Annotated in this window: 21 protein-coding genes and 1 tRNA gene; 18 read left to right on the top strand and 4 right to left on the bottom strand. The window is 36.7% G+C overall.

All coding sequences use genetic code 11. The features are described from left to right. Positions 1-22: 22 nt before the first annotated feature. The gene (locus ABMA76_RS09505) at positions 23-412 is read right to left on the bottom strand and encodes a polyhydroxyalkanoate synthesis regulator DNA-binding domain-containing protein (RefSeq protein ID WP_021265786.1); all 390 of its coding nucleotides are present in this window, start codon (positions 410-412) and stop codon (positions 23-25) included. Positions 413-904: 492 nt separating this feature from the next. Here ABMA76_RS09505 and ABMA76_RS09510 point away from each other — a divergent pair, with 492 nt between their 5' ends. From ABMA76_RS09510 to ABMA76_RS09590, 17 genes are all read left to right on the top strand, one after another. Continuing rightward, a complete protein-coding gene (locus ABMA76_RS09510) occupies positions 905-2,776 on the top strand; it encodes a tetratricopeptide repeat protein (RefSeq protein WP_392910006.1) in 1,872 nt (623 codons plus the stop codon). Positions 2,777-2,838: 62 nt separating this feature from the next. Beyond that, on the top strand, positions 2,839-3,393 hold the full coding sequence (locus ABMA76_RS09515) for a hypothetical protein (protein WP_392910008.1): 555 nt from the start codon (positions 2,839-2,841) through the stop codon (positions 3,391-3,393). Between the two features lie 105 nt (positions 3,394-3,498). After that, complete coding sequence (locus tag ABMA76_RS09520; RefSeq protein WP_392910010.1) at positions 3,499-5,262, top strand: ABC transporter substrate-binding protein; 1,764 nt, start codon at positions 3,499-3,501, stop codon at positions 5,260-5,262. Positions 5,263-5,375: 113 nt separating this feature from the next. Continuing rightward, positions 5,376-6,317, top strand: a complete 942-nt coding sequence (locus ABMA76_RS09525; RefSeq protein WP_392910012.1) for an ABC transporter permease — start codon at positions 5,376-5,378, stop codon at positions 6,315-6,317. A gap of 8 nt (positions 6,318-6,325) precedes the next feature. Further along, positions 6,326-7,198, top strand: coding sequence for an ABC transporter permease (locus ABMA76_RS09530; RefSeq protein ID WP_392910014.1), 873 nt, complete (start codon positions 6,326-6,328; stop codon positions 7,196-7,198). Between the two features lie 108 nt (positions 7,199-7,306). Next, on the top strand, positions 7,307-8,137 hold the full coding sequence (locus ABMA76_RS09535; protein ID WP_392910016.1) for a hypothetical protein: 831 nt from the start codon (positions 7,307-7,309) through the stop codon (positions 8,135-8,137). Beyond that, positions 8,138-10,183, top strand: coding sequence for a coiled-coil domain-containing protein (locus ABMA76_RS09540; protein ID WP_392910017.1), 2,046 nt, complete (start codon positions 8,138-8,140; stop codon positions 10,181-10,183). Positions 10,184-10,266: 83 nt separating this feature from the next. Beyond that, positions 10,267-10,350, top strand: a tRNA-Leu gene (locus ABMA76_RS09545). A gap of 314 nt (positions 10,351-10,664) precedes the next feature. Beyond that, the gene (locus ABMA76_RS09550; protein WP_392910019.1) at positions 10,665-11,714 is read left to right on the top strand and encodes a hypothetical protein; all 1,050 of its coding nucleotides are present in this window, start codon (positions 10,665-10,667) and stop codon (positions 11,712-11,714) included. A gap of 48 nt (positions 11,715-11,762) precedes the next feature. After that, the gene (locus ABMA76_RS09555; RefSeq protein WP_392910021.1) at positions 11,763-12,473 is read left to right on the top strand and encodes a hypothetical protein; all 711 of its coding nucleotides are present in this window, start codon (positions 11,763-11,765) and stop codon (positions 12,471-12,473) included. 136 nt (positions 12,474-12,609) lie between these two features. Continuing rightward, on the top strand, positions 12,610-13,266 hold the full coding sequence (locus ABMA76_RS09560; protein ID WP_392910022.1) for a hypothetical protein: 657 nt from the start codon (positions 12,610-12,612) through the stop codon (positions 13,264-13,266). 137 nt (positions 13,267-13,403) lie between these two features. Beyond that, positions 13,404-13,793, top strand: coding sequence for a hypothetical protein (locus ABMA76_RS09565; protein WP_392910024.1), 390 nt, complete (start codon positions 13,404-13,406; stop codon positions 13,791-13,793). Positions 13,794-13,953: 160 nt separating this feature from the next. Then, positions 13,954-14,337, top strand: a complete 384-nt coding sequence (locus ABMA76_RS09570; RefSeq protein WP_392910026.1) for a hypothetical protein — start codon at positions 13,954-13,956, stop codon at positions 14,335-14,337. Between the two features lie 73 nt (positions 14,338-14,410). After that, positions 14,411-15,103 carry a hypothetical protein gene (locus ABMA76_RS09575; RefSeq protein ID WP_392910027.1) on the top strand — a complete coding sequence of 231 codons (693 nt, stop codon included), beginning with the start codon at positions 14,411-14,413 and terminating at the stop codon, positions 15,101-15,103. A gap of 170 nt (positions 15,104-15,273) precedes the next feature. Continuing rightward, complete coding sequence (locus tag ABMA76_RS09580) at positions 15,274-17,073, top strand: DEAD/DEAH box helicase (RefSeq protein WP_392910029.1); 1,800 nt, start codon at positions 15,274-15,276, stop codon at positions 17,071-17,073. A 4-nt stretch (positions 17,074-17,077) separates the two neighbouring features. Further along, the gene (locus ABMA76_RS09585) at positions 17,078-18,235 is read left to right on the top strand and encodes an NAD(P)/FAD-dependent oxidoreductase (protein WP_392910031.1); all 1,158 of its coding nucleotides are present in this window, start codon (positions 17,078-17,080) and stop codon (positions 18,233-18,235) included. 7 nt (positions 18,236-18,242) lie between these two features. Then, positions 18,243-19,310 (top strand): glycosyltransferase, encoded by a 1,068-nt coding sequence (locus ABMA76_RS09590; RefSeq protein ID WP_393061463.1) that lies wholly within the window; start codon positions 18,243-18,245, stop codon positions 19,308-19,310. Here ABMA76_RS09590 and ABMA76_RS09595 read toward each other — a convergent pair. Together ABMA76_RS09595 and typA are read right to left on the bottom strand one after the other, a co-directional pair. Then, positions 19,299-20,000 (bottom strand): response regulator transcription factor, encoded by a 702-nt coding sequence (locus ABMA76_RS09595; protein ID WP_392910035.1) that lies wholly within the window; start codon positions 19,998-20,000, stop codon positions 19,299-19,301. The genes ABMA76_RS09590 and ABMA76_RS09595 overlap by 12 nt on opposite strands. A gap of 233 nt (positions 20,001-20,233) precedes the next feature. Further along, a complete protein-coding gene (gene typA / locus ABMA76_RS09600; protein ID WP_392910037.1) occupies positions 20,234-22,075 on the bottom strand; it encodes a translational GTPase TypA in 1,842 nt (613 codons plus the stop codon). A 64-nt stretch (positions 22,076-22,139) separates the two neighbouring features. Between typA and ABMA76_RS09605 the strand changes: the two genes are divergently transcribed. After that, positions 22,140-23,876: an ABC-F family ATP-binding cassette domain-containing protein gene (locus ABMA76_RS09605; protein ID WP_392910039.1), complete on the top strand. Its 1,737-nt coding sequence runs from the start codon at positions 22,140-22,142 to the stop codon at positions 23,874-23,876. Here ABMA76_RS09605 and ABMA76_RS09610 read toward each other — a convergent pair whose 3' ends face one another. After that, positions 23,877-25,241 carry a hypothetical protein gene (locus tag ABMA76_RS09610; protein WP_392910041.1) on the bottom strand — a complete coding sequence of 455 codons (1,365 nt, stop codon included), beginning with the start codon at positions 25,239-25,241 and terminating at the stop codon, positions 23,877-23,879. Position 25,242: the final 1 nt, after the last annotated feature.

Below are 25,242 nucleotides of genomic sequence, written 5' to 3' on the forward strand. Positions count from 1 at the left end.
ATGCAGTAATAACTGCCTTATATTAGTTTAAAGTAGTCGTAGTTTCAACAGAAGAGTTTAGGTTTGCTGCACTGTTGAAAGCGTTGAAAGTTTGAGCTGGAGCTTCTTCAACTACAGGAGCTTCAATACCTTCTAGACCTCTAATATATCCAGTGAATGTACCTTCTTCACCACGGATAACTCTCTTAAGAAGTTCAACGTCACCTGGCTTAGTTGACTTTTTCTCTTGATCAAAAAGAAGTTGGATTTGAGTCATGTAAGTGATGTCGTTTTTAGTCTTGTTATCGATTACTTGAATCTCGTGACCTTCTCTGATGATTTGAGCGATCTCTTCAAGTGTTACATAGCAACTTTGGTGTGTGTCATAAAGTTTTCTGTTTTGGTACCTTTTAATAATTCTTACATCATTCATTCTACTACCCCTATTGGTTTACGAATATATCTCAAGTTTAATTTTAGAATTCTCTTGAGCTAAAACGAGTTAATAATTAACACGACGCCTTCTAATAGTTAAGCTTTTTGTATAAATTTCACCGTTAATACAAAATAAGTAAAATTAAATACTTACAAGTTCAACTTATAACAAAAGACAGGTTGGTGTTCATATATTTTATTGATTTCCCACTGTGTCTATTGCTTAGCGTTTTGAAATTTGCATCAGAGAAGTAACAGTCTATGACAGTAACTGTCAAGGGATAGGCTTCTTAATTTTATCTAAATTCAAAGAGAATCCATTTATTTGCCATGATTTCAGGTGTTTACCATGCATTAGGTCGAACTAATGTAAGTTGTTGATTCTTGAGTACTTACCTAAGTTGCCCCTACAAAATTAAGGATTAATTTTCTTTAAGAAATATCTGTTTAGGACGATGAGTGATTGAGGCAGTAAGGCCAAGGATATTAAATGTTTAAAATTTTTATTAGAAATTCACTCTGCATCGTAGCTTTAGTAACACTTGTTGGTTGTGCTACGACTAGTAGTGTTAAAGATGATTCTGACTCTAAGATTAATGAAGATTCACAGCTCTCAAGTACGATTTCTGACCTTGAGAAAGCAAAGCGTGCACAAGAGTTTGTTGATCAGTCTTTAAGTGAAATTGTAGAAGAAGCAAAAACAAAGGGTGAGGCAACGGTAAACTTTGTTGCAAGTGACTTATTTTTAAAAGCAGCAGATGCTTCATTAAGTGGTGACTCTGTTTCAGCTTCCTTAATCTTGAAGCATGTTGTTGAACTAAGGCCCAAGGATATTTACCTAAGAAAGAAATATGCTGTTGAGTTAATCAAGTCGAGCCAATTAGAAGATGGAAAAAAAGAGCTTGAGTACCTAATTAAACATGCAGATAAAGAAATTAAGATTAAGGCTAAGTTACTACTTGCTGGGGTTTACGGGGCCCTTGGTAACTCAAAGAAATCAATTAAGCTATACCGTCAACTAGTCTATAAAACAAAGCCAATTCTAAGTGAAGCTTGTATTTACTTATCGAAGGCATATGTTGATGTAAAAAAGTTTAACAAAGCTGTTGGTACATTAAGTTACTGTTCGAAAAAAGACCGTGATAATCGCAGTGATTATGCTTTTCATAAGGGTAAGATTTACTTTGAAAAGTCTGATTACAAAAATGCAAAAAAGTATTTTAATACTTCTTTAAAGCTTGATCCAACAAATCAACAAAGCACTATCCTTTTAGGTATGATCTATGAACAAGAAGGAAGCTTCAACTCTGCGAAACTTCTTTATCATAAGTTCTTAAAGTATGATCCGAGTAATTATACAGCTCTTGGAAAGTACGTTAATTTATTATTCTCAGATGGAGAGTATGAGAAAGTTGTCCCATACTTAGAAAAGCTACTAGCGCTTGATCCTGAGAACCTAAATTTAAAAGTGAGACTTGGAGTTATTTATACTGAAACGGATAGAATCGAAGATGCGAAAGGTATCTTTAAAGAGATTCTTTCTGTAATACCGGATTCTGATAAAGTTCTGTACTACCTAGCGAGTCTGTATCAGAAGTCTAATGAGGGTGACTTAGCTGTAACTTACTTCTCACGTATTAAAGAAGATAGCTCTCTCTTTCATGAATCTAATATTCAGATTGCCAATATTTTAAATACTTATGCTCAGAAAGATCGTTCTCAAGAAAAGCGTTTTGTTGAATTCGTTAAAGAGCGTTCAAAAGCTTCGAAAGAGTTACGCTTTGAACTAGAGGTAATCCTTGCGGGCTACTACGAAAATAGAAAAGACCTTGGAAGAGCGATTGCTTTAATGGAATCTCAAATTGAGCACAATAGTTATACTGATGGACACGCATACTATTTAGCCTCTTTATATGAAAAGGATAAGGCTTTCACAAAGGCTGAGAAGATCATGCTAGATATCCTAAAGCGTGACCCTAATAACTCTCATGCACTAAACTTTCTTGGCTATACTTACTTAGAGCAAGGTGTTCATATGGATAAAGCCTATGCTTATATTAAAAGAGCTGTTCAGCTTAATCCTCAAGATGGCTACATCCGTGACTCTTTAGGTTGGTATTACTATAAAACTGGTGAGTATCAAAAAGCGTACCGTGAAATTAAGAAAGCTTTTGCTCTTGTTAGCGATGATGTGGTCATTGCAAAGCACTTAGGGCTCATATATACTTCATTGAAGAAGCCGGAAAAGGCTCGTCAATACTATGTCGAGGCACTTAAAAATTGTACGAAAGTAAAAGAACGCGAAGAAATTCTAAATTATATCGAAAAGCTGGACTCTGTGCGCTTGCCGGCATCTCATTAATATCCTGTACATCAAATCCAATTAAAAAAGACATAAATGCTAAGGGCTCAACTGATAAAGTTGTGGCCCATAAGCTTCTTAGTAGTGGTCTTTGTAAAGAGTTTAAAGGTCGTGGCCGTTTGAAACTCGGTAAAAATCAAGATCGTTTTACTTACAATGCTATTTTAAATAAAAAGACTTTTAGCTTGGCCATTGATGTTCCTTTTAAAGGTCAAGAAACTCTTATTCTCCCACTCGACGCTACTAGGCCAGTCGAAGGAACTCTTTATAAGAAAATTTCAACTGAGCTGGTGAAGGCAGGGCGTTATACTTCTTTAAAAATATTAGATGATTTCTTGCTTAAGAATCGTCTGTTCTTTAGTGACTTAAAAAATATCGACAGCAATTATTGTGACAATGGTTGTCTTGAAGGGAAGCTTACACATTACAGCAATGGCAATGTAGACTTCGAAAGAAAGATGCTTGGAAAGTATGAGTATCACGCAAGCTTCAGTCAGCTCGAGGCCAACGAATACAAATTTATCAGACTCGAAGGAATTCGGTACTCGAAGAATCCACAAAAAGAGCAGAGAATCTTGGCCTTAGACTTAATCGTCGATAGCTGTGAATCCATCTAGCAGTGCAGCACTGGTTCCTAAAAATTCTAGTAAATTTATCTTATGTCTTGTATAAAATACTCTAGTATTATTCTATGCAATAATTTTTTGAACAAAGGATGGTTTATGAAATCAAGGAATCTTGTTTCATTTTTAATCATGGGACTTTTAGCATTAACAGTTTCATGTACAAAAAAAGTAGATCTTAGTGAAAAGGTTCTACACCTGGCCGTTACTTCAGAAGTGAAGGGAATGGATCCAATTTATACAAACGACAGATATTCTTCAAATGAAGTTGGTCGTGTTTACGAAGGTCTATTAGAGTACCACTACTTAAAAAGACCATACACACTTGTACCAAATCTGGCAGAGTCTCTTCCAGAAGTATCTGAAGATGGATTAACTTATACTTTCAAAGTTAAACAAGGTGTTCTGTTTCAAGATGATGCTGCTTTTAAAGATGGTAAGGGACGTGAGCTAGTTGCAGAAGATTTCGTATACTCAATCAAAAGACTTGCTGATCCAAAGCTTCAGGGTCTTGGGTGGTGGCTACTTCAAGACAAAATCGTTGGTCTTGATGAGTGGCGTGAGAAAAACTCTAAGAAAGATACTGTTGATTATTCAGAAGTAGTTGAAGGTCTAAAGACTCTTGATAAGTATACTCTTCAGTTTAAATTAAAGAAGCAGTTCCCACAATTCCTATACTCTCTAGCAATGCCTTTTACTTTTGTTGTGGCCAAAGAAGTTGTCGATCACTATGGAAAAGAGTTCCTTAACCATCCAGTTGGTACAGGTCCATTCATGTTAAAGGAGTTCCGTCAGTCAGCGAAGAAATTCATTTACGAGAAGAACCCTAACTTTAGAAAAAAGCTTTTCCCAACAGAATCAAGTGATGAATTTAAGCACATGCTTAAGTATGCTGGTAAGCCAGTTCCTTTTGTCGAAAAAATTGAAATTAATATCATTAAAGAAGATCAACCAAGATGGCTTAACTTTCTAAAGGGAAGAGTTGATTATATTGGTATCCCAAAAGATAACTTTGAATCAGCTGTTACTCCAGGTAAGGGATTAGGAGATGAGTTCGCTAAGAAAGGAATTGAGCTTTCAGTTTCACCATCTCTAGATGTTACTTACACAGCATTCAATCACGATTTAAAACTATTTCACAATGTTGACTTAAGAAGAGCACTTGCTCTTGCTTATAATGTTAAAGAGTTTAATAAGTTATTCTATAATGATACAGCTCTTCCGGCACAATCGGTTGTTCCTCCGGGTATCGCTGGTAATATGCCTGATTATGTAAATCCTTACCGTAACCGTGATCTAGAAAAAGCAAAAGCACTTCTTGCTAAGGCTGGTTACCCTGAAGGTAAAGGTCTTCCTGAAATTACTTATGACTGTCCAAGTTCTTCAACTTCAAGACAGATTGGTGAGCTTTTCAAGAAGCAAATGGCCGAAATCGGTGTAAATATTAAAGTTGTTCAAAACTCATGGCCGGAGCTACAAAAGAAAATCACTGCTCGTCAGGTTATGCTTTACGGAATCGCATGGGGTGCGGATTACCCAGATGCTGAAAACTTCCTACAGCTTCTTTACGGACCAAATCGTTCACCAGGTGCTAACGGATCAGGTTACGACAATCCAAAATTCAATGAACTTTTCGCAAAAGCTTCAATCATGCAAGATTCTCCAGAGAGAACTGCAATTTATGAGCAGCTTAATAAGATGGCAGCTGAAGAAGTACCATGGCTTTACGGTGTTCACCGTCAGTCATACCTAATCAAGCATAGCTGGTTAAAGAACTACATCACAACTGACTTTGAAGCTGGTCAAGCTCAATACCTAGATATTGATCTTGAAGCTAAAAAGAATATGCAATCAAAATTATAATTGATTATAGCGCTGGAGTTTTCTCCGGCGCTTATTTAATGAAGCAATCGAAATGGTTGCTTTTTTAAATAAGCGAAACGCTTTAATTAAGTAAGAGCTAAGGAGCTGTTTTTGTGAATACTTGGTCATATATTTTAAGAAGATTACTTTATACGATCCCTATTATTCTTGGGGTATGTTTAATTATTTTCGCGATCTTTAACCTTTCTGGTTATGATCCTGCCCAACTTTTATTAGGTAAGCACGCGAGTGCTAAACAAATTGCAGAGGTAAGACACGAGCTAGGTTTAGATCGTCCTCTTGTTGAACAATATATTGGTATCGTAAAGTCTGCCTTCACATTTGACTTTGGTCGTTCATGGGCAACTAAGCAGAGTATTATTGAGATGATTAAAGAAGGTGCAGTACCATCTCTTACTTTAACTCTTCCAGCTTTCTTAATATCGACTATTCTTTCAATCTTACTGGCAATTGTTGTTTCATTCTTTAGAGGTAAAGCAATTGACCGCACGTTAGTTATTATAAGTGTTTCTTTAATGAGTATTCCTTCTCTTGCATATATTCTTTTCTTCCAAAAGTTTTTTGCATATGAGCTAGGTTGGTTTGAAATTTCAGGTTATGAACACGGATTCCCTTACTTTATTCCTTACATCATTCTTCCTGTTATTATTATGGTCGTCTTAAACTTAGGTCCAGACCTTCGTTACTTTAGAACAGTTATTCTAGATGATATTTACCAAGACTATGTTCGTACTGCTCGTGCAAAAGGTCTTAGTGAAAGAGTCGTTCTTTTAAAGCACGTTTTAAAAAATTCATTAATCCCAATTATTACATATGTAGTTATTCAAATCCCTTTCCTTATTTTAGGTGCTCTACTTCTTGAGAGTTTCTTCTCAATTCCAGGGCTAGGTGGATTAACTGTAAAAGCTGTATTTGATAATGACTTCCCAGTTATTAAGGCAATGACGATTCTTTCGGCAATGGCCTATATCATCTTCACAGTAATTACGGATATTCTATATACAATCGTTGATCCAAGAGTAAGGTTAAAGTAGGAGTTGTCATGTCAGCAAATTTATCAAGCGAATCAAAATCACTATGGGGACATGCTTGGACTGAGCTTAAGAAAGATAAAGCCGCAGTCTTTAGTATGGTTGTTATTGGATTATATGTATTACTAGCTGCACTTACATTCTTTGGTGTAATTGCAGGTGAATGGTCAAAAGAAATTGGTGCATCTTATATGCCACCAAGTGCCGATGCATTATTTGGAACAGACATTTTCGGACGCTCTGTTGTTTATAAAACATTAAAAGGTGCGGAGATGGCAATTGGGATTGGTTTCTCTACTGCAACAATCTCGACTGTAATTGGTGTGACTCTTGGTCTTATGGCCGGATACTTTGGTGGAAAAGTCGATGAAATCATTGTTTGGTTTTACACGTCACTTGCATCGATTCCATATATCATGCTTCTTTTTGCCGTAACAATGGTACTAGGAAAAGGTACGTCGTCACTATTCTTAGCTCTTGGGGTAACTTCTTGGGTAGGTCTATGTCGTCTTGTGCGTGGTGAAGTTCTTCGTCACAAGGAAAGAGAATATGTCCAAGCAGCGGCAGCACTTGGAGCTGGTAATATGAGAAGAATGTTTAAGCATATTCTTCCAAATATCTTCCACATTGTTATCATTCAATTCTCACTAAGATTTCAACAGGCCATTAAGTCTGAGGTAATCCTTTCTTATTTAGGACTTGGTGTACAAGGTCAGCCATCTTGGGGAACAATGATTGATGACTCAAAACTTGAGCTTGCTCGTGGTGTATGGTGGCAACTTTCTGCGGCTACACTAGCAATGTTTGTGCTTGTTCTAGCACTAAACCTTCTTGGGGACGCTCTAAGAGACTCTCTAGATCCAAAACTTAAAGGTAAAGCGTAGGAAAATGCTCTACTATTAAAAAATAGCTTAATTAATTTACTCAGTATTCCGATAAATATTATTAAGAGGGCCTAGAGATAGGCCCTGATATTATAAACTTATGGGATTATGAGAGAGATAAACTTAAGCCTCCAGCAAATTCAAAACAAGCCTCTACTTAAAGGAGAGTTGTATTGGTCACGTCCAAGTGGCAGACGTCTTCTTATAGGCCGTGCTGGTGAGTTTGCAAATCTCGAGTTGATAGAAAAACTTTCTCAGCAAAACGATCATTTCTTTCAAAAAATAATCATCGATGAAGAGCGTGTCTCTAAAGTTATCGACCACTTTATGGATCTTCAAAAAGCCGAACTAGAGGAAGTGAAGTTTCGTTATCGTAATCTTATTCTCGTGGACTTTTATCGTGCTTTAAAAGAAGGTGAGAAGTCTTCAACACTGGACTTCGTTTTTATTTGTCATGAAACTTTCTATGAGTTCAACAATGATAAGATAAACCTTGAAGAAGAATTTATTAAAACAAGTGCTGTGACTTTTAAGAAGGCACAAGTTATTGCTTCTTCTGTTGTTTACTTGTCACTGGTATCTGGCTATCTCGACTTCAATTTTTTAAAAGAAGTTTTTAATACGATCCTTATGACATACTTTGCATATGTCTGTCGTAGCGGCGTAAGTGTATCTGATCGGTTATCAAGCCTAGAAGAGTCATATGACAATGTTAAGTATTTAAAGAGCTTAAGTAAGGACTTTTTTAACCTTGATTATAACTTAGATGATGATGTTAGTAGCCTGTGGCATAAGGTTCATGATCAAGTCTTTGCCTTAGAGTTAGAATTTGACTCTAATGATATTGAGGTCATTTTTAAATCCATTTTAGAAAATGTAAAAGACTATCGCTACTTCAATGATATTTTCTCTCAAGAAGATATTGGGAGGAGTGCTTAGATGACTAATAGAATTGAGGTTTACACATTTATTGAACAAGAGCTTTTTGATAAGCTAGGTGAATTAATGTGTGAAGACTTAAGTTTTATTCAAGTCAAAAATATTACAGAGCTTTTGGATAAGAAAAATATTATTGTTGGTGACGTCAGCTATAAGAATACCAACCCAATGGGGAAAGTTGTTTATATTAGTGAGGAAGTCAAAGTCGGTGAAGTCAGTCTTACTCCAGATGCTATCTATACGGAAAACTCATTTATTTTAAATGAAATTGAAAATTACTTCGGTGTTTTACAAACCCCTAAAAATCGTACATTTCCGCAGTTTACAAAGGTTAAGCAGTATAAAATTCTTTCTCGATTTAGTGTCGGTTATTATTGTGACCTTGCAAACCTTAAGGCCCATGAGAATGGATTTGATATTGAAAAGCTCTCGTTAAGCTTACAAGGAATTCTAAATGGTATTGTTTTAAAAAGGCAATGTGCTCCTGTTGAGATGGAGATGCTATTTAGTGACGAAGAGCTGCTCATTAATATGAATATTTCGTCGATCTTTATGGATGATGAATTGATTAATGAAATTTATCGTTTTGTCTCAAATGACTTTTCATACCTTTGCCTAAGAGTAAATCGTAAGCAAGGAAAGATGGATTTAAGATTCTCTCTTCAAAAGAAGAAGTCATATATTGCGCGTTTTGATTATGAAGTTGGAACGTCTAGAATTAGTCTAAATAGTGAAGTTGTAGCGAATACTAGTGAGAAAATTGTTGATCACTCTAACTACCATGACCCAATCGTAAAAAAGGTAACCCTTAAAGAATTAAAGCGTATGATCGATTTTCTTTCAAAGAGGGATGTAACAAACGATGACTTTCTCGATCACCTAGATGCTTACCCTGATAAGCAGATGCTAAAAGTTCTTGCTGATGATGACATTGATTTTATTAAAAAGTCAGTTCTTAATAAAGAGCGAGCGGAAAGCTTGAAAGAAGCGATCAGGCTAACAGTTGCTAATAGTTTTGAGGAGCAAAGTAGGGAAGAATTTAATGAAAACTTCTTTAACAAGGTGGACAGACAAACTTTAAAAGACCTTGTTAAGGCCGAAAATTGGCCAATTGATAATGATGCTCTAAAAGAAGAAATTAAATCAAAAATTCTAAGTGAAAAAGAGCCTGAAACCTATAATGAATACCTCAATTCAGTTCAAGGCTATGTCGAAGAAAATTATAATGTTCCAAGAGAAGACTTTGAAACGGTCAAAGATGGTGTTGAAGGAAGTCTTGCGGAAGAGTTTTTGGATAAGAGTGGTAAGTCTGTAGAGCAATTTATAAGAGAGTCAGAATACTTTGCCATGAAAGAAAAGGTTGCTCGTATGAGTCACTTATTTGAGCAAATGCAGGCCAAGTTAGAGCAAGCCAAGCATTCACCTAATTATGCTGCTCCTGTTAACGAAGGAAAAGGTGAGTCTCCTTTAGGAGCGATGGGAGAGCAACGAGTAATAGAAGATCTTGAGGAGAAGGTTAAGCAACTTTCAAAAGAGCTTGAGATCAAAAATGATTCAATCGAAGTAATGAGCCAAAAAGTTGATGCCGCTAATTTAGCTGCCACAGAAGATAAGCAAGAGCTTTCTCTGGCCCAACAAAAACTAAAAGAAGAGATTTTAAAGGTAGAAGACCTAGAGAAAGAATTATCGAAGTTTAATGGGGGGGCATCTGGAGGTGCTGGTTATGGTGATGATCTAGAGACAAAGCTTAAGGATGCTAATATTGAAATTAAGATGTACAAGCAAAGGCTTAAATTTGCTCAGTCTCAAATTCAAACATTAGAAAAAGCAAAGAAGGCCGCTGCAAGTGGTGGTGTAAATAATAAGAAAATTGCTCATCTTGAGAAGCTAATGGATAAACAAAATAAGATTAAATCGAAGATGGAGACAGAAATTTCCTCTCTCAAAAAAGATAATCATAAAATAAATCAGGAAAATAAAATCCTTTCAAATAAAATTAAAGACTTAGAGAGAAAGCTTAATAATAAAAATAAATCAGCAGCTTAATTTTTTTCTTGCCATTTTAGGTGAAGTCCCTTATAAATATTCTCACGCCTTACCAATGAAATTTTTGAAAAATTTTTAATTGTGCCCAGATGGTGAAATTGGTAGACACGCTAGACTTAGGATCTAGTGCCTTTGGCGTGGAGGTTCAAGTCCTCTTCTGGGCACCATCTTTTTGGTAGATCGCTTTCGCGGTCTTTTTTTTTGCCTTTTTTGCAGGTGGCAATTAGCAATAGGCTAATTGAAGCCGTGCAACCCTGATGAGCGACCACGATGGGAGCGAAAGAGGGTCCCATGCAAACTTGTTGACTCAATTTTAATTTCCAACTTCGTAAGATGAATTAATCGTATTACTCTTTTCCACGATTCTATGTTCCACTCTGCACGAAAACGTGCCTTGGGGCACCTTTTCCCGCAGGCGGTTGCTTCAAATCAATCATTTGCTATAATTAAATACAATTTGTGGTTTAAAAATTGGATCTAAGTGAAAATTATCAAAATAATACTAATAACTCTCTTTTGTTTCTTCTCTGTTCGTGCAGAACCAATCGATTTTAAAGAAGTAGTAAGAAGTAAGAATGTCGACTTCATTAAATTTCCATATCGAATAGCTTTTGATGGCGAACGACTGTCTGAGATATATAAAAAGTTTATTATTGATGAGGCCGTCGTCAGTATTAACCACGAAATGGTTAAGCGAACAATGAAGGCCAATCAAAAAGACTTCTCAAAATTACAAAAGGATACGATTCTTCAGCTTTATATTTCAGTCGATTTACTAGATTATAATAAATTCTCTGTATATCAACATCAGCTAAGTAAGACAGAGCAAATAAGTCATAAAAGTATGAACAGGATAAAGGAGCAGTTAGGCCAAAAGTCATTTCGCTCTTCTGTTTTTTATATGGCCTCTTATGGAAAGTTTTCGCAGGCTAATCCATCTTATGCAGATGTTAGCTTTTTACAAAACTCACCAGTCTCGCTAGGTTTAAGTTCTGCTTATTATCCAAAAGAGAGTTCATATAATATTTCTGGTAGTCTTTACTATTCTTATCTAACGACTGCTGAGATCGATAACTATACTAGTGATGAAGTTAAGGTAGATCCAGAAATTGGTGGAAATATTTATTTTTCTTACCGTTTAAAGTCTCCTGCTATTTCAGTTTATGCAGGTTTTGATTTTGAAAAGTTTAATACTTTCAACCTTGAAAACTTACAGAAGAACGACTTTGTTACTTTTGATACAAATAAAGTGCTCTATTTCACTCTAGGTGCCTCTCGCTCAATAGAGCTACTTGGTCATAAGATTTTTACTAAATTAAGTTATTCGCAGTCGCTGTCATCTCAACGAAGCATAAGTTTAGCTAACGCCGAAAATACACGAAGCTTTACTGGTAGCAAGATTCTCTTATACTTGTTTAAAAACGTCGGGAATAACTTCTTTGCTCATAGCTTAATTAAGTATCATTGGATGAATGGGCCATCTGACATCACGACACTGCGAGTGGGACTAGGGATTGGCTATATTTTATAAAACTTAAACTTTTATTCACTAATGCCGACAATATATATTGAGGTATATGTGAAAAAGTATAATTTAATTTCAGTTTTATTTATTGCTTTTATTTTTCAATCTTGTTCATTTGATGCTTACAAGTTTATTGCAGATGAAGGTTCAGTAGTTGAAGGGGATACTTTCGTTCTAACTCAAGATGATCTTGTTTTCAATCTTGGGACTGTTAGTGAGAAGAGTGACCTCTTACGATCGGATACCATTTACGAAGATATCCCAAAAAGAAATATCATTGAAAAAGAGATTTCTTTGAAAGGTAATCGTGCTCCAGCGTCTTCAAGTATGGACTATGATTTATATGTTGTTCAAAAGTTTGATACGGCCATGAAAATTGCTTTCTATCTCTACAAAGATATTCGTAAGTGGAAAGAGATTAGATCGTTAAATGGAACAATTGATATGCATGTTGGACAAACAATTAAGGTTCCAAGGATTCCTAAAGATTTGAAATATGTAAGACCTGAAGGTGAGCCGTATTTAATTAAGAAGGATGATACTCTTGGTAAAGTTTCACAAGATGTATATGAGGGCAATAGTCGTTTCTGGATTAATATTTGGGATAATAACAAAGAGATCATTGATGATTATGATCTTATCTTCCCTGGTTTTACTCTATACTATAAAGACTTTGCGACAGTTAAAAAGGAATATCGTGCTGTAAGAAATAAGTATGATTTTTCGAACCCGAAAAGAAGAGAGATCAGTTCTGAAAAAAAATAGATCTAATCAGTTTATTTTAGTTTCTTTGATCGTTGTCGGAGTTGTCATTTTTTCAATTTTTTTGAATCCTTCTAAGGAGAAAGCAGTACTCCCTGTGGTAGAAGTTAAAAAAGCCATCAGAGTTCAAAAGAGTAAAGTGCCCGCAATACCAATTGAAGAAAAACCTACTGAAGTAACTGAAGAGGTCAAGGTTGTTAAGAAAGTAGAAATTCAGCAGATTGTGATTGAAAGAGGAAAACCTAAAAATAAGAAAGGTATAATAACACAATCCTTTAGTTGGACTTCTCTTAATCAATTATCTCAATCTGGTAAATATATTATTGAAGTTTTCAATAGCAAAGGTGAATTAATAAATAGAGAGATCGTTGATCAACATTCATTTGACTTTAAAGAAAATCAAATCGGCCATTATAAAATTAAAATTTCTCATTTTGAAAATGATCAACTCGTTTCATTTGGTGAAAAGAATTTTATTCTCAATCCTCCTGAGAATAGCAAGCCGAAGCAGTTGAATAAGTATGTGATGAAGTATAATTCAAAAGGTAAGTGCTACCGAGTCGATCTTCCTGATTATAAGACCGCAAAGAAGTACTATATTGAAATTTATCGCGATAACAAAATGAAGAGAATTATTAGGGAGATCTGGTCAGATAGGTCTGAGTTCTGTTGGCAAAGCTCTCGCGATGGACGCTACTTCTTTCGCTATAAGTATATAGACTTCTGGGGCGGTCGTTCTCAGTATTCTGGTATTTCTGAAGTCATCTTTCCCATATCACCAATGACAAATTTTTAAAGGTGATAATACGGGGTTAATGTTTTCTTAATCTTTCTTAATCTTTCTCAATTTGTATGAACTTGGTTTGTCGAGCAACTTAGATATTGATAGGTTTTCCTATATCAAAATGTGAATTCTATTGAGAGGGAGGATTTATGCCTAAAATGTTAAAGGGATTTCTGTGTTTACTTGTGCTTATAACGGGCCTTAATTCATTTGCAAATGATCAGACAGATAGTGATCAAACAACTGAACCAATGCCTGTGCCGCTAAGTACTGCTTGTATGGTACAAGGAAATTTTGGTGATAACTTACCAATAAGAATAAAAATGACTCGTGTCTTTCATGAATGGGCCAAAAAGCGCATTATTGATAATACAACGATGGAAGAGTGTTATGAGATCGCTGGCGACATTGCCAACCTTGATATTGGAATTAAAGATGTAAAAACTGGTGAGATCATTAAGACAATTTCTGCGAAACTTTGGTTTAAGAATTTTGAAACTTCAGAATTTATTGAAGATGAAGTATACCGCGATTTCTAGAGTAAATTCAGGTGCTTGAGGCTCTTTAAAATTCAAAGGGCCTCGTTAATTTCGTGTGTACCTTTTATACAGCACTTGTAATGCTTTCAAATTGAAATGAAATATTCTTTATTGATGATAGTCTGGCTTTAGTTCAATTCTAAAATTAAAGGAAATTATCATGAAGGCATTTTTAATCGCATTCTTCGCTCTATTGATCTCTGCTAGTCCATTTGCTAGTGCTCTTGAGCTTCAAGAGAAGCTAAATATAATCAAAGAAGAAATTTATGATCAGGAGCACCAGAGTGCTGCTTTTGATATCACAATTATAAAAAGACAAAAGGCGCTTGATAACCTGCTTTTAAAGAGACAAATTTTAGCCGAAGAGACGGCATTACAACATGTTATAAGAAACCTTGAGGATCGCATGGCCCATAATGAATACTCGGCGGACGAAGAAGATCGTATTCTCGCTGCATTGAATACGTTACTAGAAGTTAGTGCGGCGGATGGGGAAGATGCCATTGATCGTTTCTTCGATGATCACAAAGACAATAGAGAATAATATAGTTTTATTTGGCCATCCTGTTGAGGTTTATTGTTTTGCCCAAATTTTCAAAAGGTGGTAAATAGGTGGCATGAAGACTCTTATTTTAGTATTTGCGGCGATTTCATCATATGCAATTAATATCAAAAAATTTGAAATTGATTACCGTGAGAAATCAAAAGAATTTGATGTCTCAATGCTTTCTGGAAAAAAGAAGGGGACTCGCTTCTATCAAGGAACAATAAGTGATACGATTGAGCAGCCAGTAGATAAGGTTCTAGAGACTGTTCTTGCCTTTGATAAGCGTTGTAATAACGAGTATAGGGATAAGCGTACGCTTTCTGCTAAAAGTATCTTATGTCCATTCTCAAGTGATTCTTTAATCGAATCAGTAATAATCAAAGATCTTAAAGTAAAAAAACTGGATAAGAATGAAATTAAGCGATTTGTCGTAAAGCGCAGGTCCTATAATCGCGGTCTTTATACATATAATGATCTTATTCGTGTTTATCGTTATATGGATGGCTTTAAGATCACGATGGAGATGATGAATGATAAGCAATCTGAAGCTTATATCGCTTCTCCTCTTAGTAATAACAGTGTGATGCAAACCTCTGGTGGGGTTTACTATATTATGCCGGCCTCTGGCGGTAAAACTCGCTATACATATACATTCACTTGCAGCACGGATCACTGGTTACTTAATAAATCGATAACGGTCTCAACATTTTTTAGCAACATGGCCAAAAATTTACGATCTGAATTTGAGACAATTAAAAATTGAACAATTGTATTATTTCCATGGCCCTTGAAACACAGCGTCTAGCGTGTTACAGTCCCGGAAATTAAGAAAATACGCCTATTTATCAATGACGGTCACTTAGTCATTATCCCGCTCTTGAATCGAGCAACATCCGTGGCCAGCATTCTAGGCTAGCGTTTAAGGAGTCAAAATTGAATTTTAACGAAATTCCACTTAGGGAATCGCTGCTTCGTGCACTCGAAGATAGAGGTTTCGAAACAGCAACAGATATCCAGTCTCAAGCTATCCCACTACTAATTGAAAAGGACACTGACTTTGTTGGTCAGGCCCAGACAGGGACAGGAAAGACTGCGGCCTTCTCTCTTCCACTACTTCATCTTCTAGATACTAGTAGTAAATCAATTCAAGCAATCATTCTTTCTCCTACGAGAGAGCTTGCTAATCAGATTTGTGATGAAATTAAGAAACTATCAACACATGACAATATTAAAACAATGTCAGTATATGGTGGTACACCAATTGATAATCAAATTAGAAACCTAAAGAAGATTAAACCACAAATTGTTGTCGGTACTCCAGGACGTGTTCTTGATCTTATCGGTAGACGTGTACTTCAACTTGCAGAAGTTAAATATGCTGTTTTAGATGAAGCTGATGAAATGCTAGATATGGGATTCCTTGATGATGTTAAGGAAATTCTAGCTCAAGCTGAAAATAAGAAGACGTGGATGTTCTCAGCAACTATGCCACCGGCAATTCTTGATTTAATTAAGAATTACCTTGATGAACCAGAAATTGTAAGAGTTCAAAAGAAGACTCTTTCAAATGATAATATCACTCAGAAGTTTTACCTAGTTCGTGATCAAAATATGAGAGAAGCGGTTTGTCGTCTACTTGATGCTGTTGAAGACTACTACGGGATTATCTTCACAAAGACAAAGCTTGAAGCAAGCTCTCTTTGTGATGAATTAAATCTAAGAGGTTATCTTGCAGATTCTCTTCACGGAGATATGGACCAGAAGCACCGTGATGTAACAATGAAGAAGTTCAAGAACAAGAAAGTTAAACTTCTTGTATGTACTGACGTTGCTGCTCGTGGGATTGATGTTGATCACTTAACTCACGTTTTCAACTATGGCCTTCCACAAGACCTTGAGTCTTATGTTCACCGTATTGGTCGTACAGGACGTGCTGGTCAAAAAGGTTTAGCTCTTTCAGTTATTTCACCAAGTGAAATTAGAAAGATCTCTGCTCTTGAAAGACTAACAAAGGCAAAAATTGAAAGAGAAAGAATTCCAACTGTCGATACTCTTAAAGGTGCTATGGTTCGTCGTAAGCTTAATCACTTTGATGAAATCTTTGAAGAGCTTGAAAGTGATGACAACCTTGATGAAAGTTTCAGTATTTTCGCTGAAAATTTTGATCATCTAGAAAAAGAACAAGTACTAAGAGCTATGTACATGTCACTATTCTCTGATAATCTAAAGCGTTTTGAAATGAATCCAATTATTGATATGGAGCCAAGACAAAGAGGAGAGCGTGGAGAGCGTGGTGCTCGTGGTGCTCGTGGTGAAGTTAGAGCTGACAATCGTGGAAATATCCGTTGTTTCGTAAACTATGGACGTGATGACGGTGCTCAAATTAAGTCTTTCCTAGATGCAATTGCTGGTGAGCTTAATATTGACCAAAGAAAGATCCGCAACGTTCAACTAAAAGAGAAGTTCTCTTTCATTGATATTCCTATCGAAAGTGGAAAACTACTTATTAACGGTGAAGAGCAAGTATTCATTGGTAATAAGAAACTAAGGTTTGAAGCGACAAAAGAGCGCTCACGTGATGGTGGACGCGATGGTAATCGTGGTGGACGTTTTGGTCGTGGTGGCGATCGCGGTGGACGCGGTGGTGATCGTGGCGGTCGTGGTGGTTTTGGTAACCGTCGCAACTCAACACGTTCAAACGGTAATAGAGGAAACTCTCGCAGCTCAATCTAATTAAATGAAAAAATATGATGTCATAATCATTGGTGCTGGTGCCGCAGGTTTATTCTGCGGCATTCATGCTGCCAAGAGAGGAAGAAGCGTTTTAATTCTTGAAGGTGCCAAAGGCCCAGGGAAGAAGATTCTTGTCTCAGGTGGAGGCCGTTGCAACTTCACCAACCTTGATGTCACGCCTAATTTCTATGTTTCAAGTAATCCTCATTTTTGTAAGTCGGCCTTAAGCCAGTACACGAATTGGGACTTTATTTCTTTTATTTCTGAACACAATTTAACGTATACAGAAAAGACTCTAGGGCAGCTCTTTTGTGATCAAAAGTCTCGTGGGATCCTAGAGGCCCTACAAAAGTCTATTCCAAGTAACTGTGAATTGAGAGTAAATAGTCGTGTTGTCGATGTAGAATATGAAGAAGAGTATGTGGTTTCTTTAAGTGATGGAATAACCTTCACAAGCGAAACACTTGTTCTTGCAACAGGTGGCCTTTCTTTTCCTGGGCTTGGTGCAACCGATATCGGTTACCGTGTGGCCAAAAAGTTTGGTCATAAGTTAATCGAGACGACACCGGCACTTGTACCGTTCACGCTAGGTAAGGTTAATACGAATCTGGCAGGTATTGCAATTGAATCGGAAGTAAAAGTAGGGAATATGAAGTTTCTAGAAAATATTCTATGGACTCACAAGGGACTAAGCGGTCCTTCAATCCTAAAAGCATCTTTGTATTGGAATAAGAAAGATGAAGTAAAAATTAATTTCCTTCCAAAATCTGATCTTTATGAGATCTTAAAAGAACATAAGAAGAAGAATCTCGTAAATGCTTTAAAGGAGCATCTCCCAACTCGTTTTGTTGAGCTTTGGCTTACACAACATGAGCTTCCTTTAAATAGAAATTGTGCTGAATTGTCTGGAGCACAAAAAGAAAAACTTATCGAAGTTATGCACCATTGGACCTTTGTACCAAGTGGAACTGAAGGTTATCGAAAGGCCGAAGTTACGAGAGGTGGTGTCGATACTAATCAAGTGAGCTCTAAATCAATGGAGAGTCGATTGCAAAAGAATCTTTACTTTATAGGTGAAGTTCTTGATGTTACAGGACTTCTTGGAGGATATAACTTCCAATGGGCCTGGTCTTCTGGCTATGTAGCTGCAAAATATGTATAATTTCTCTATGAGAAATAAGAAAAAAGAAAAAGCAGTCATATTTACTGGTGGTGGAAGTGGAGGACACGTCGTTCCTGCTCTTACTTTAATTGAAAAATTAAAGCAGGATGGAGTAAGAATTTACTATATCGGCTCTTATTATGGAATTGAGTCTAAACTAACTCAAGGTAAGGTTAATCGCTATATTGGTGTTTCAACGGGCAAACTTAGAAGATATTTAGACTGGCAAAACGTGACAGATATTTTTCGCTTAATGATTGGGCTAATCCAATGCTTTTACTATCTTGCCCATATTCGAATGAGAGCAAATACAATAGTATCAATGGGTGGCTTCGTTAGTGTTCCAACTGTTGTTGCGGGAAAACTCTTAGGCTACAAAATTATTGTTCATGAACAGACTTCTCGCGTGGGGCTCGCAAATAAGATTGCTTCACTATTTGCTCACCGTGTATTTGTAAGTTTTAAAGATTCATTAAAATACTTTCCTCAAAAAATTGTTCGCTATTCTGGTTATCCTGTACGGGATGAATTTAAGACGACTCAGTTGAAGACTCGTACCTTCAAAGGCATTGAATTAAAAGATTCTGAAGCACCTATTTTATTTATCACTGGAGGAGGAAATGGTTCAAAGCTTTTAAATGATAAAATTAAGGAGAATTTAGACTCGTTAACAAAGGAATTTGTGGTTATCCATCAAGTGGGAAGCCAGTATATTGATGAATATAGCTCTCTTGAAAGTAGTCGCTATTATCCAGTTGCTTTCCTTGGGGACGAGATGCCAGATCTTATGAAGGCCGCAAAATATATTATTTCTCGCTCTGGTGCTGGAACAGTCGCGGAGTTAATTGCGATTGGAAAACCAAGCCTTTATATTCCACTAAAGATTGCTCAAAAAAATGAACAATATCATAATGCAATGGAAGCAAATCGTCTTTTGGGATCAGTTGTTATTACTGAGGATGAATTTGGAAATTGTGATTTACTTGAAGAAATTAAAAAAATCCCATCACATGCTACCCCTCAAGATAGGGAGCATGCGAGTGAGATTATATTAAAAGAAATTTTACAGTCTTAGTAGGACGCCGCGAGACTTAATTGTCTTGATGTAGTTTGAGAAAGGTTTAATCTTTCTTCTTAGATTCGATAGGTGAGTATCAATATTTTGTGAGTTTACATCACTGTCGGCCCAAACAACTTGAGAGATATGATCTCTTGAAAAGATTTTGTTAGGGTTAGAAGCAAGTAGTGTAATGATCTTATACTCAGTTGTCGTGAGTTTAATTTCTTTACCTTCAAGAGTGACATTTTGTTGATCAAGGTTGATTGAAAAATTATGATCTTCAAAATTAATCTCATTCTTCTTTTTACGACGGTGCTTACTTTTCTTAGCTTCAACTTTATTTTTAATACGAGCAACTAGTTCATTGATAGTAACTGGCTTAACAATAAAGTCTTGTGCACCAATTTCAAGTCCTTTTACACAAGCTTCCTCTGAAGGATCTCCCGTTAAGAAGATAACAGGAGTGCGTGGAGCTAGTTCTCTGGCCTTGCTGAATAGTTCGAAGCCATTCACTTCTGGCATGTGAAGATCCAGTACCATGATGTCTGTTTTATTAGTGTTTAAGAAACTTAATAACTCCAGAGGATTCTGAATTAACTCCAGTTCAAAATCATCCTCAAGAAGATCTTGGTAGTTCTCTAAATTATCGCTGTCGTCGTCAACGATTGTTACGTGTGGCTTATGTGCCTTTAAAGATTTTGACATGATTCAACTTCTCATTCTTTAGTTTTGAACTATAACATGTTGATTTTAAAGGTTGCTTCATATAATCGTCAATAAGATAAATATATGCTCGTCGCGTCTTTGTGGAATAATTTATAGAATTTCTTTAATTATAGGTACTTAAGGAGCTGTAATCTTGATAAAAAAAAGCCCCTAGTTTCTCTCTAGGGGCCTATATTCGTAGCTTAAAAAATATTTAATGCCGACAATTTTGCCTAATCTTTACTCTTTTTTTCTTTTCTAACTACTGAACGTTTATTAGCAGCAAGCTCTTTCTTTCTGATGCGAATATTTTGTGGAGTTACTTCAACCCACTCATCATTATCAATCCAGTCTAGTGCCCACTCAAGAGTTCTTGGTCTAACAGGAGGAAGGATAATGTTTTCATCTTTCCCAGCAGTTCTTACAGAAGTAAGTTGTTTACCACGACAAACGTTAACGTTCGCGTCGTTTTCTTTTTTACTTTCACCTACTACCATTCCTTCGTAAACCATATCACCTGGCTCAACAAAGAATTCACCGTTGTTTAGAAGGTTAAATAGAGCATAACCTGTAACTTTACCTGTTCTGTCTGAGATGATTGCTCCATTTTGACGAGCAAGCATGTCACCAGCATATGGACGGTAACCTAGGAATTCTGTTGAAAGGATTCCTTCACCACGAGTGTCAGTCATGAAAGCACCACGGTATCCAATTAGACCACGTGATGGAATTTCAAACTCAACTCTTGTACGACCTTCACCAATTGGCATCATTGAAGACATGATCCCTTTTCTGATTGAAAGCTTCTCTGTAACAACTCCTGTGAAATCTTCAGGAACATCAAGAACAGCTAGTTCATATGGCTCATGCTTTTGACCATCAATTTCTTGGAAAAGAACTTCTGGTCTTGAAACCATAAGCTCAAACCCTTTTCGTCTTAGTTCTTCGAATACGATAGCGATTTGAAGTTCACCACGTCCTTTAAGTTTATATACTTTGGCATCGTCAGTACCTTCGTACTGAAGAGCAACGTTTAAACGACAAGCATCTTGTAAAAATTCTTCTAACTTTCTAGAAGTTAGGTATTCACCTTCTTGCCCACTCATTGGAGATGTTGAAACGGAAACGTTTACAGCAACAGTAGGTGGCTCAACTTCAATTCTCTCTAGAGGATTTTGAGCTGTTGTTGGTGTGATTGTATCTCCAATATGAACCTCTTCAATACCTGCACAAATTACGATCTCACCAGCATGGGCTTCATTAACCTCTACTGTTTGTAGACCTGAGTAAGTTTGAATATTTGAAACTTTAAAGTTCTTAGTTTTACCATCACCGATACAAGTGAATTGTTGGTTTTTAACAATTGTACCTTTGTGGATACGACCTACAAACTGCTGTCCTAGGAATTTTGAGTATGTAAGGTTCGATACTAGAAGTTGTAGTGGAGATTCAACGTCTCTTTCTGGTTCAGGGAAGTAATCAGATACCATAAAGTCTAGTACTGGAATCATGTCATCTCTAACTACACCTGGCTCCATTGCGGCCCAACCATTTTTAGCTGAAGCGTAGATGAAAGGGATATCAATATCGAAATCTTCAACTTCAAGTTCTGTCGCAATTTCAAGAAGTAGGTCTTCACATTCACCTTTTACTTCGTCAATTCTTTGGTCTGGACGGTCAACTTTGTTGATAATAACGGCAACCTTAAGTCCACGTGAAAGTGCTTTTCTAAGTACAAAACGAGTTTGCGGAAGAGGACCTTCTGATGCGTCTACTAGAAGTAGTACACCATCAACCATCATTAGTGATCTTTCTACTTCTCCACCAAAGTCCGCGTGGCCTGGAGTATCAAGTAGGTTAATCTTTGTGTCTTTGTAAAAGAAAGAACAGTTTTTAGCTGTAATTGTAATCCCGCGTTCTTTTTCGATCTCGCCAGAGTCCATTACTCTCTCTTCAACTTCAGCGCGTTCGTCAAAAGTATTTGATTGCTTTAGGATTTCATCAACCATGGTTGTTTTACCGTGGTCAACGTGCGCAACTACTGCGATGTTTTTTAGTTTCTCGAATTGACTCATTGTGCCCCTTTCTTGCCTGTCTTATCTGCTTTCTATTAATGAATTTATTTGCTACACAATATATATGATTCAGCTTGTAAATGTAACTAAATCTTTTGGTGGCCGAACGCTTTTTGAAGAAGTGACGTTCTCCCTCAATACGGGTGAAAGAATAGGCCTAGTCGGACGTAACGGAACTGGTAAATCGACTTTGTTTAAGGTTATTACTGGTGTTGAGTCCTATGATAGTGGCCAGGTGAAGATACCAAAGTCTTATAAAATCGGTACTTTAGATCAACATATCCACTTCACACATGAGACTGTAATTGCTGAATGTATGTCGGCACTTGGGCCTGAATTTGAGTATGAGACTTATCGTGCGGAAAAACTCTTAACTGGACTAGGCTTTTCTGATGAAGATTTTTTAAAAAGCCCTCAAAGTTTTTCTGGTGGATATCAGATTCGAATTAATCTCGTCAAAACTCTTTTAACTGAGCCAAACTGCCTATTATTAGATGAGCCAACAAATTATCTTGATATTGTCTCACTTCAGTGGCTTCGTTCATTTCTAAGAACATTCCAAGGTGAAGTGATTATTATTACTCACGATCGCTCCTTTATGGACTCGGTGACAACTCATACCATGGGTGTTCATCGTGGAAAGCTTAGAAAAATAAAAGGGCCGACTAAGAAGTACTACGAACAACTTGAGCAAGATGAGATTATTTATGAACAAACTCGTGTGAATCAGGAAAAGAAAATAAAGCATATGATGGATTACGTGGACAAGTACCGCGTAAGTGCTAGGGGTGCATCACAAGCTCAGTCGCGACTTAAGGCGATTGAAAAAATGCAGGATATGAAGCAACTTGAAAAGATTGCTGACTTAGACTTCTCATTTAATCATACTCCTTGTCCGGGAAAACAGATTATGAAAGTTCATGATCTAAGTTTTGGATATGATGATGAAGACTTATTTTCAGGTGTAAGCTTTGAAGTCGACCGCGAGGATCGAATTGGGATTATAGGAAAAAATGGAAAGGGGAAGTCGACACTCCTCAATGTTCTCTCCCATGAACTTAAACAAGGGACTGGAGAGATTTGGGAGCACCCAAGTCTTGCTCTTGGTCACTTTGGTCAGACTAATGTGAAACGCCTTCACGCTGAAAATACAATTGCTCAAGAGATTCAAGAGGTAAATACAGAACTTCCTATTACAAGAGTAAAGGCCATTGCTGGGACAATGCTCTTTACTGGTGAAGATTCTGATAAAAGAATCTCTGTGCTGTCAGGTGGTGAGAAGGCAAGAGTTATGCTTGGAAAGATTCTGGCAAAAAAAACGAACTTACTCTTCCTCGATGAGCCGACAAACCACTTAGATATGGAGAGCATTGAGTCTCTTGGTGAGGCCATAAACGACTATGAAGGGGCCTGCCTCATTGTTACACACAATGAAGATCTTCTAAGGTCTTGTGTTAATAAGCTTGTGATCTTTAGAAAAGATGGCGCCGAGTTTTTTGAAGGAACGTATGACGAATTTCTTGAGAAAATTGGCTGGGAAGAAGATGCTAAACCAGTAAAAGATAAGCCTGCGCCTGTAAAAGTTGAACCAGTTAAGAAGGAAGAGGCTAAGGTATCTGGAAATAAATACAAAGAAGAAGAGATCATGGCGCAGATCGAGACTTTAGAAAAGTATCAGTCTGTATTAGAAGAAAAGATACAGAATGCTTCAGCGGCCGGAGACACCGATGCAATAACTAGCGCAGGCCATGAGCTTGAACTAGTTAATGCAAAAATCGATGAGTTATTAGAGTTGTTGTAATTATTGTTCTTGTGCTGAACTCGACTTCGAAGAATCAGAAGGGCCAGTTCGAATTGCTTTATCCGCCTTGGCATTAGCACATTCTGTGGCATCGTTCTCATCACAAGGGCAGTAGGCCAGAAGTTTTGACTTGATATCAAACTTCTTTTGCTTTTCAGAGTGTGCTTCACAAATTAGTTTCTTAAGACATACTCCCTTATTTGAACAATTGGCATTCTTTCCTTCAAATAACTTCTCATTCGTATCAAAGTTACAGTTGTAATAGATTAAGTCATCTGGAAGAAGTTCTTCTTCTTGCTCTATTTCAACTTGCTCAGGAACAAATTTCTCCTCGTCGCCACCATCTGCTTCTCGTGGAATTGATTCCGGAATCGCCACTGGTTCTTTTTCTTCGACCTGAGGGACCGGTTCTTCTTCAACTGGCTCTTGAACAACTGGGGCTGCCGGTATTTCTGGTTTTTCAAAAATTGTTGCAAGCCTCTCTTTAAGAGCGTTACAACTAAAGGCCTTTTTAGGTGTACTTTTTGATTCACAAAAACAATTCACATTATCAATAATCTTTTCAAATGTTTCTTTGTTATTATTATAGCGCTCTTTTAAAGATTCTTTAAAGTTAGGAACTTTAGCAGAAGCCTCAAGACACTGAGCTGTTGCATAAGCATAAGAAGGTGAGACCTTAATACAAATACCAGCTTCACTATTTCTTTTTGAGTTTCTTGTTGCAACAAATTGTACCGGATCTAGACTAGAGTCGTAGGCTCCAAAAATTTTCGGGTTACAACGGAAAAGGTTCTTTCCACCACAGCTATAGCTATTCGTATATACTTCTGAGTCGACACTCTTTACTTTATCTAGTCCAGAAACCTTCCAAGGAGCTTGGCAATAGCTCCCTTTTCTTGTGGATGCCCATCCACCAAAGTAGCACATATTATTACAGTCTTGTCCTTCTGCACAGGCGGTAGGGATTAGCATATCCATGACAAAATTAAACGAATACCTTCCACCATTTGTACTTTCAACTTTATAAAGTCCATTGCGCGATACTTCGGCAAGAGTTTTCAGATAAGCTTCGATAATATCTGAAGTATATTCACTTTGTGGGAGCATCGTTAAAGCTTGCTGATAAATATAATTATCAGAAACAGCAACATCTGTTGTTGAAATTGGGTAGGTTACCTGAATACCAATTTTTGGGTTCTTTAAAAACGGTTTAACCTTGATGTATTTCTTCGACTTCGTTTGAATTAAATAGTGTTCCTTTGTAACATTAATTAATTTCCCTGTGTTGTATACAGTCGGAACCGTAAATGCGTACGTATTAAAAATTGAAGTAATTGAAAATAGAACAGAAATTAAAAACTTCATC

The sequence above is a fragment of the Halobacteriovorax sp. ZH5_bin.2 genome, from assembly GCF_043196375.1.
Taxonomy (GTDB): Bacteria; Bdellovibrionota; Bacteriovoracia; order Bacteriovoracales; family Bacteriovoracaceae; genus Halobacteriovorax_A.

Coding starts and splice junctions, on each gene's coding strand:
- ABMA76_RS09530 (WP_392910014.1), top strand. CDS start 6,326: ATGTCAGCAAATTTATCAAGCGAATCAAAATCACTATGGGGACATGCT.
- ABMA76_RS09535 (WP_392910016.1), top strand. CDS start 7,307: ATGAGAGAGATAAACTTAAGCCTCCAGCAAATTCAAAACAAGCCTCTA.
- ABMA76_RS09585 (WP_392910031.1), top strand. CDS start 17,078: ATGAAAAAATATGATGTCATAATCATTGGTGCTGGTGCCGCAGGTTTA.
- ABMA76_RS09605 (WP_392910039.1), top strand. CDS start 22,140: ATGATTCAGCTTGTAAATGTAACTAAATCTTTTGGTGGCCGAACGCTT.
- ABMA76_RS09540 (WP_392910017.1), top strand. CDS start 8,138: ATGACTAATAGAATTGAGGTTTACACATTTATTGAACAAGAGCTTTTT.
- ABMA76_RS09565 (WP_392910024.1), top strand. CDS start 13,404: ATGCCTAAAATGTTAAAGGGATTTCTGTGTTTACTTGTGCTTATAACG.
- ABMA76_RS09570 (WP_392910026.1), top strand. CDS start 13,954: ATGAAGGCATTTTTAATCGCATTCTTCGCTCTATTGATCTCTGCTAGT.
- typA (WP_392910037.1), bottom strand. CDS start 22,075: ATGAGTCAATTCGAGAAACTAAAAAACATCGCAGTAGTTGCGCACGTT.
- ABMA76_RS09510 (WP_392910006.1), top strand. CDS start 905: ATGTTTAAAATTTTTATTAGAAATTCACTCTGCATCGTAGCTTTAGTA.
- ABMA76_RS09610 (WP_392910041.1), bottom strand. CDS start 25,241: ATGAAGTTTTTAATTTCTGTTCTATTTTCAATTACTTCAATTTTTAAT.
- ABMA76_RS09590 (WP_393061463.1), top strand. CDS start 18,243: ATGAGAAATAAGAAAAAAGAAAAAGCAGTCATATTTACTGGTGGTGGA.
- ABMA76_RS09575 (WP_392910027.1), top strand. CDS start 14,411: ATGAAGACTCTTATTTTAGTATTTGCGGCGATTTCATCATATGCAATT.
- ABMA76_RS09520 (WP_392910010.1), top strand. CDS start 3,499: ATGAAATCAAGGAATCTTGTTTCATTTTTAATCATGGGACTTTTAGCA.
- ABMA76_RS09505 (WP_021265786.1), bottom strand. CDS start 412: ATGAATGATGTAAGAATTATTAAAAGGTACCAAAACAGAAAACTTTAT.
- ABMA76_RS09595 (WP_392910035.1), bottom strand. CDS start 20,000: ATGTCAAAATCTTTAAAGGCACATAAGCCACACGTAACAATCGTTGAC.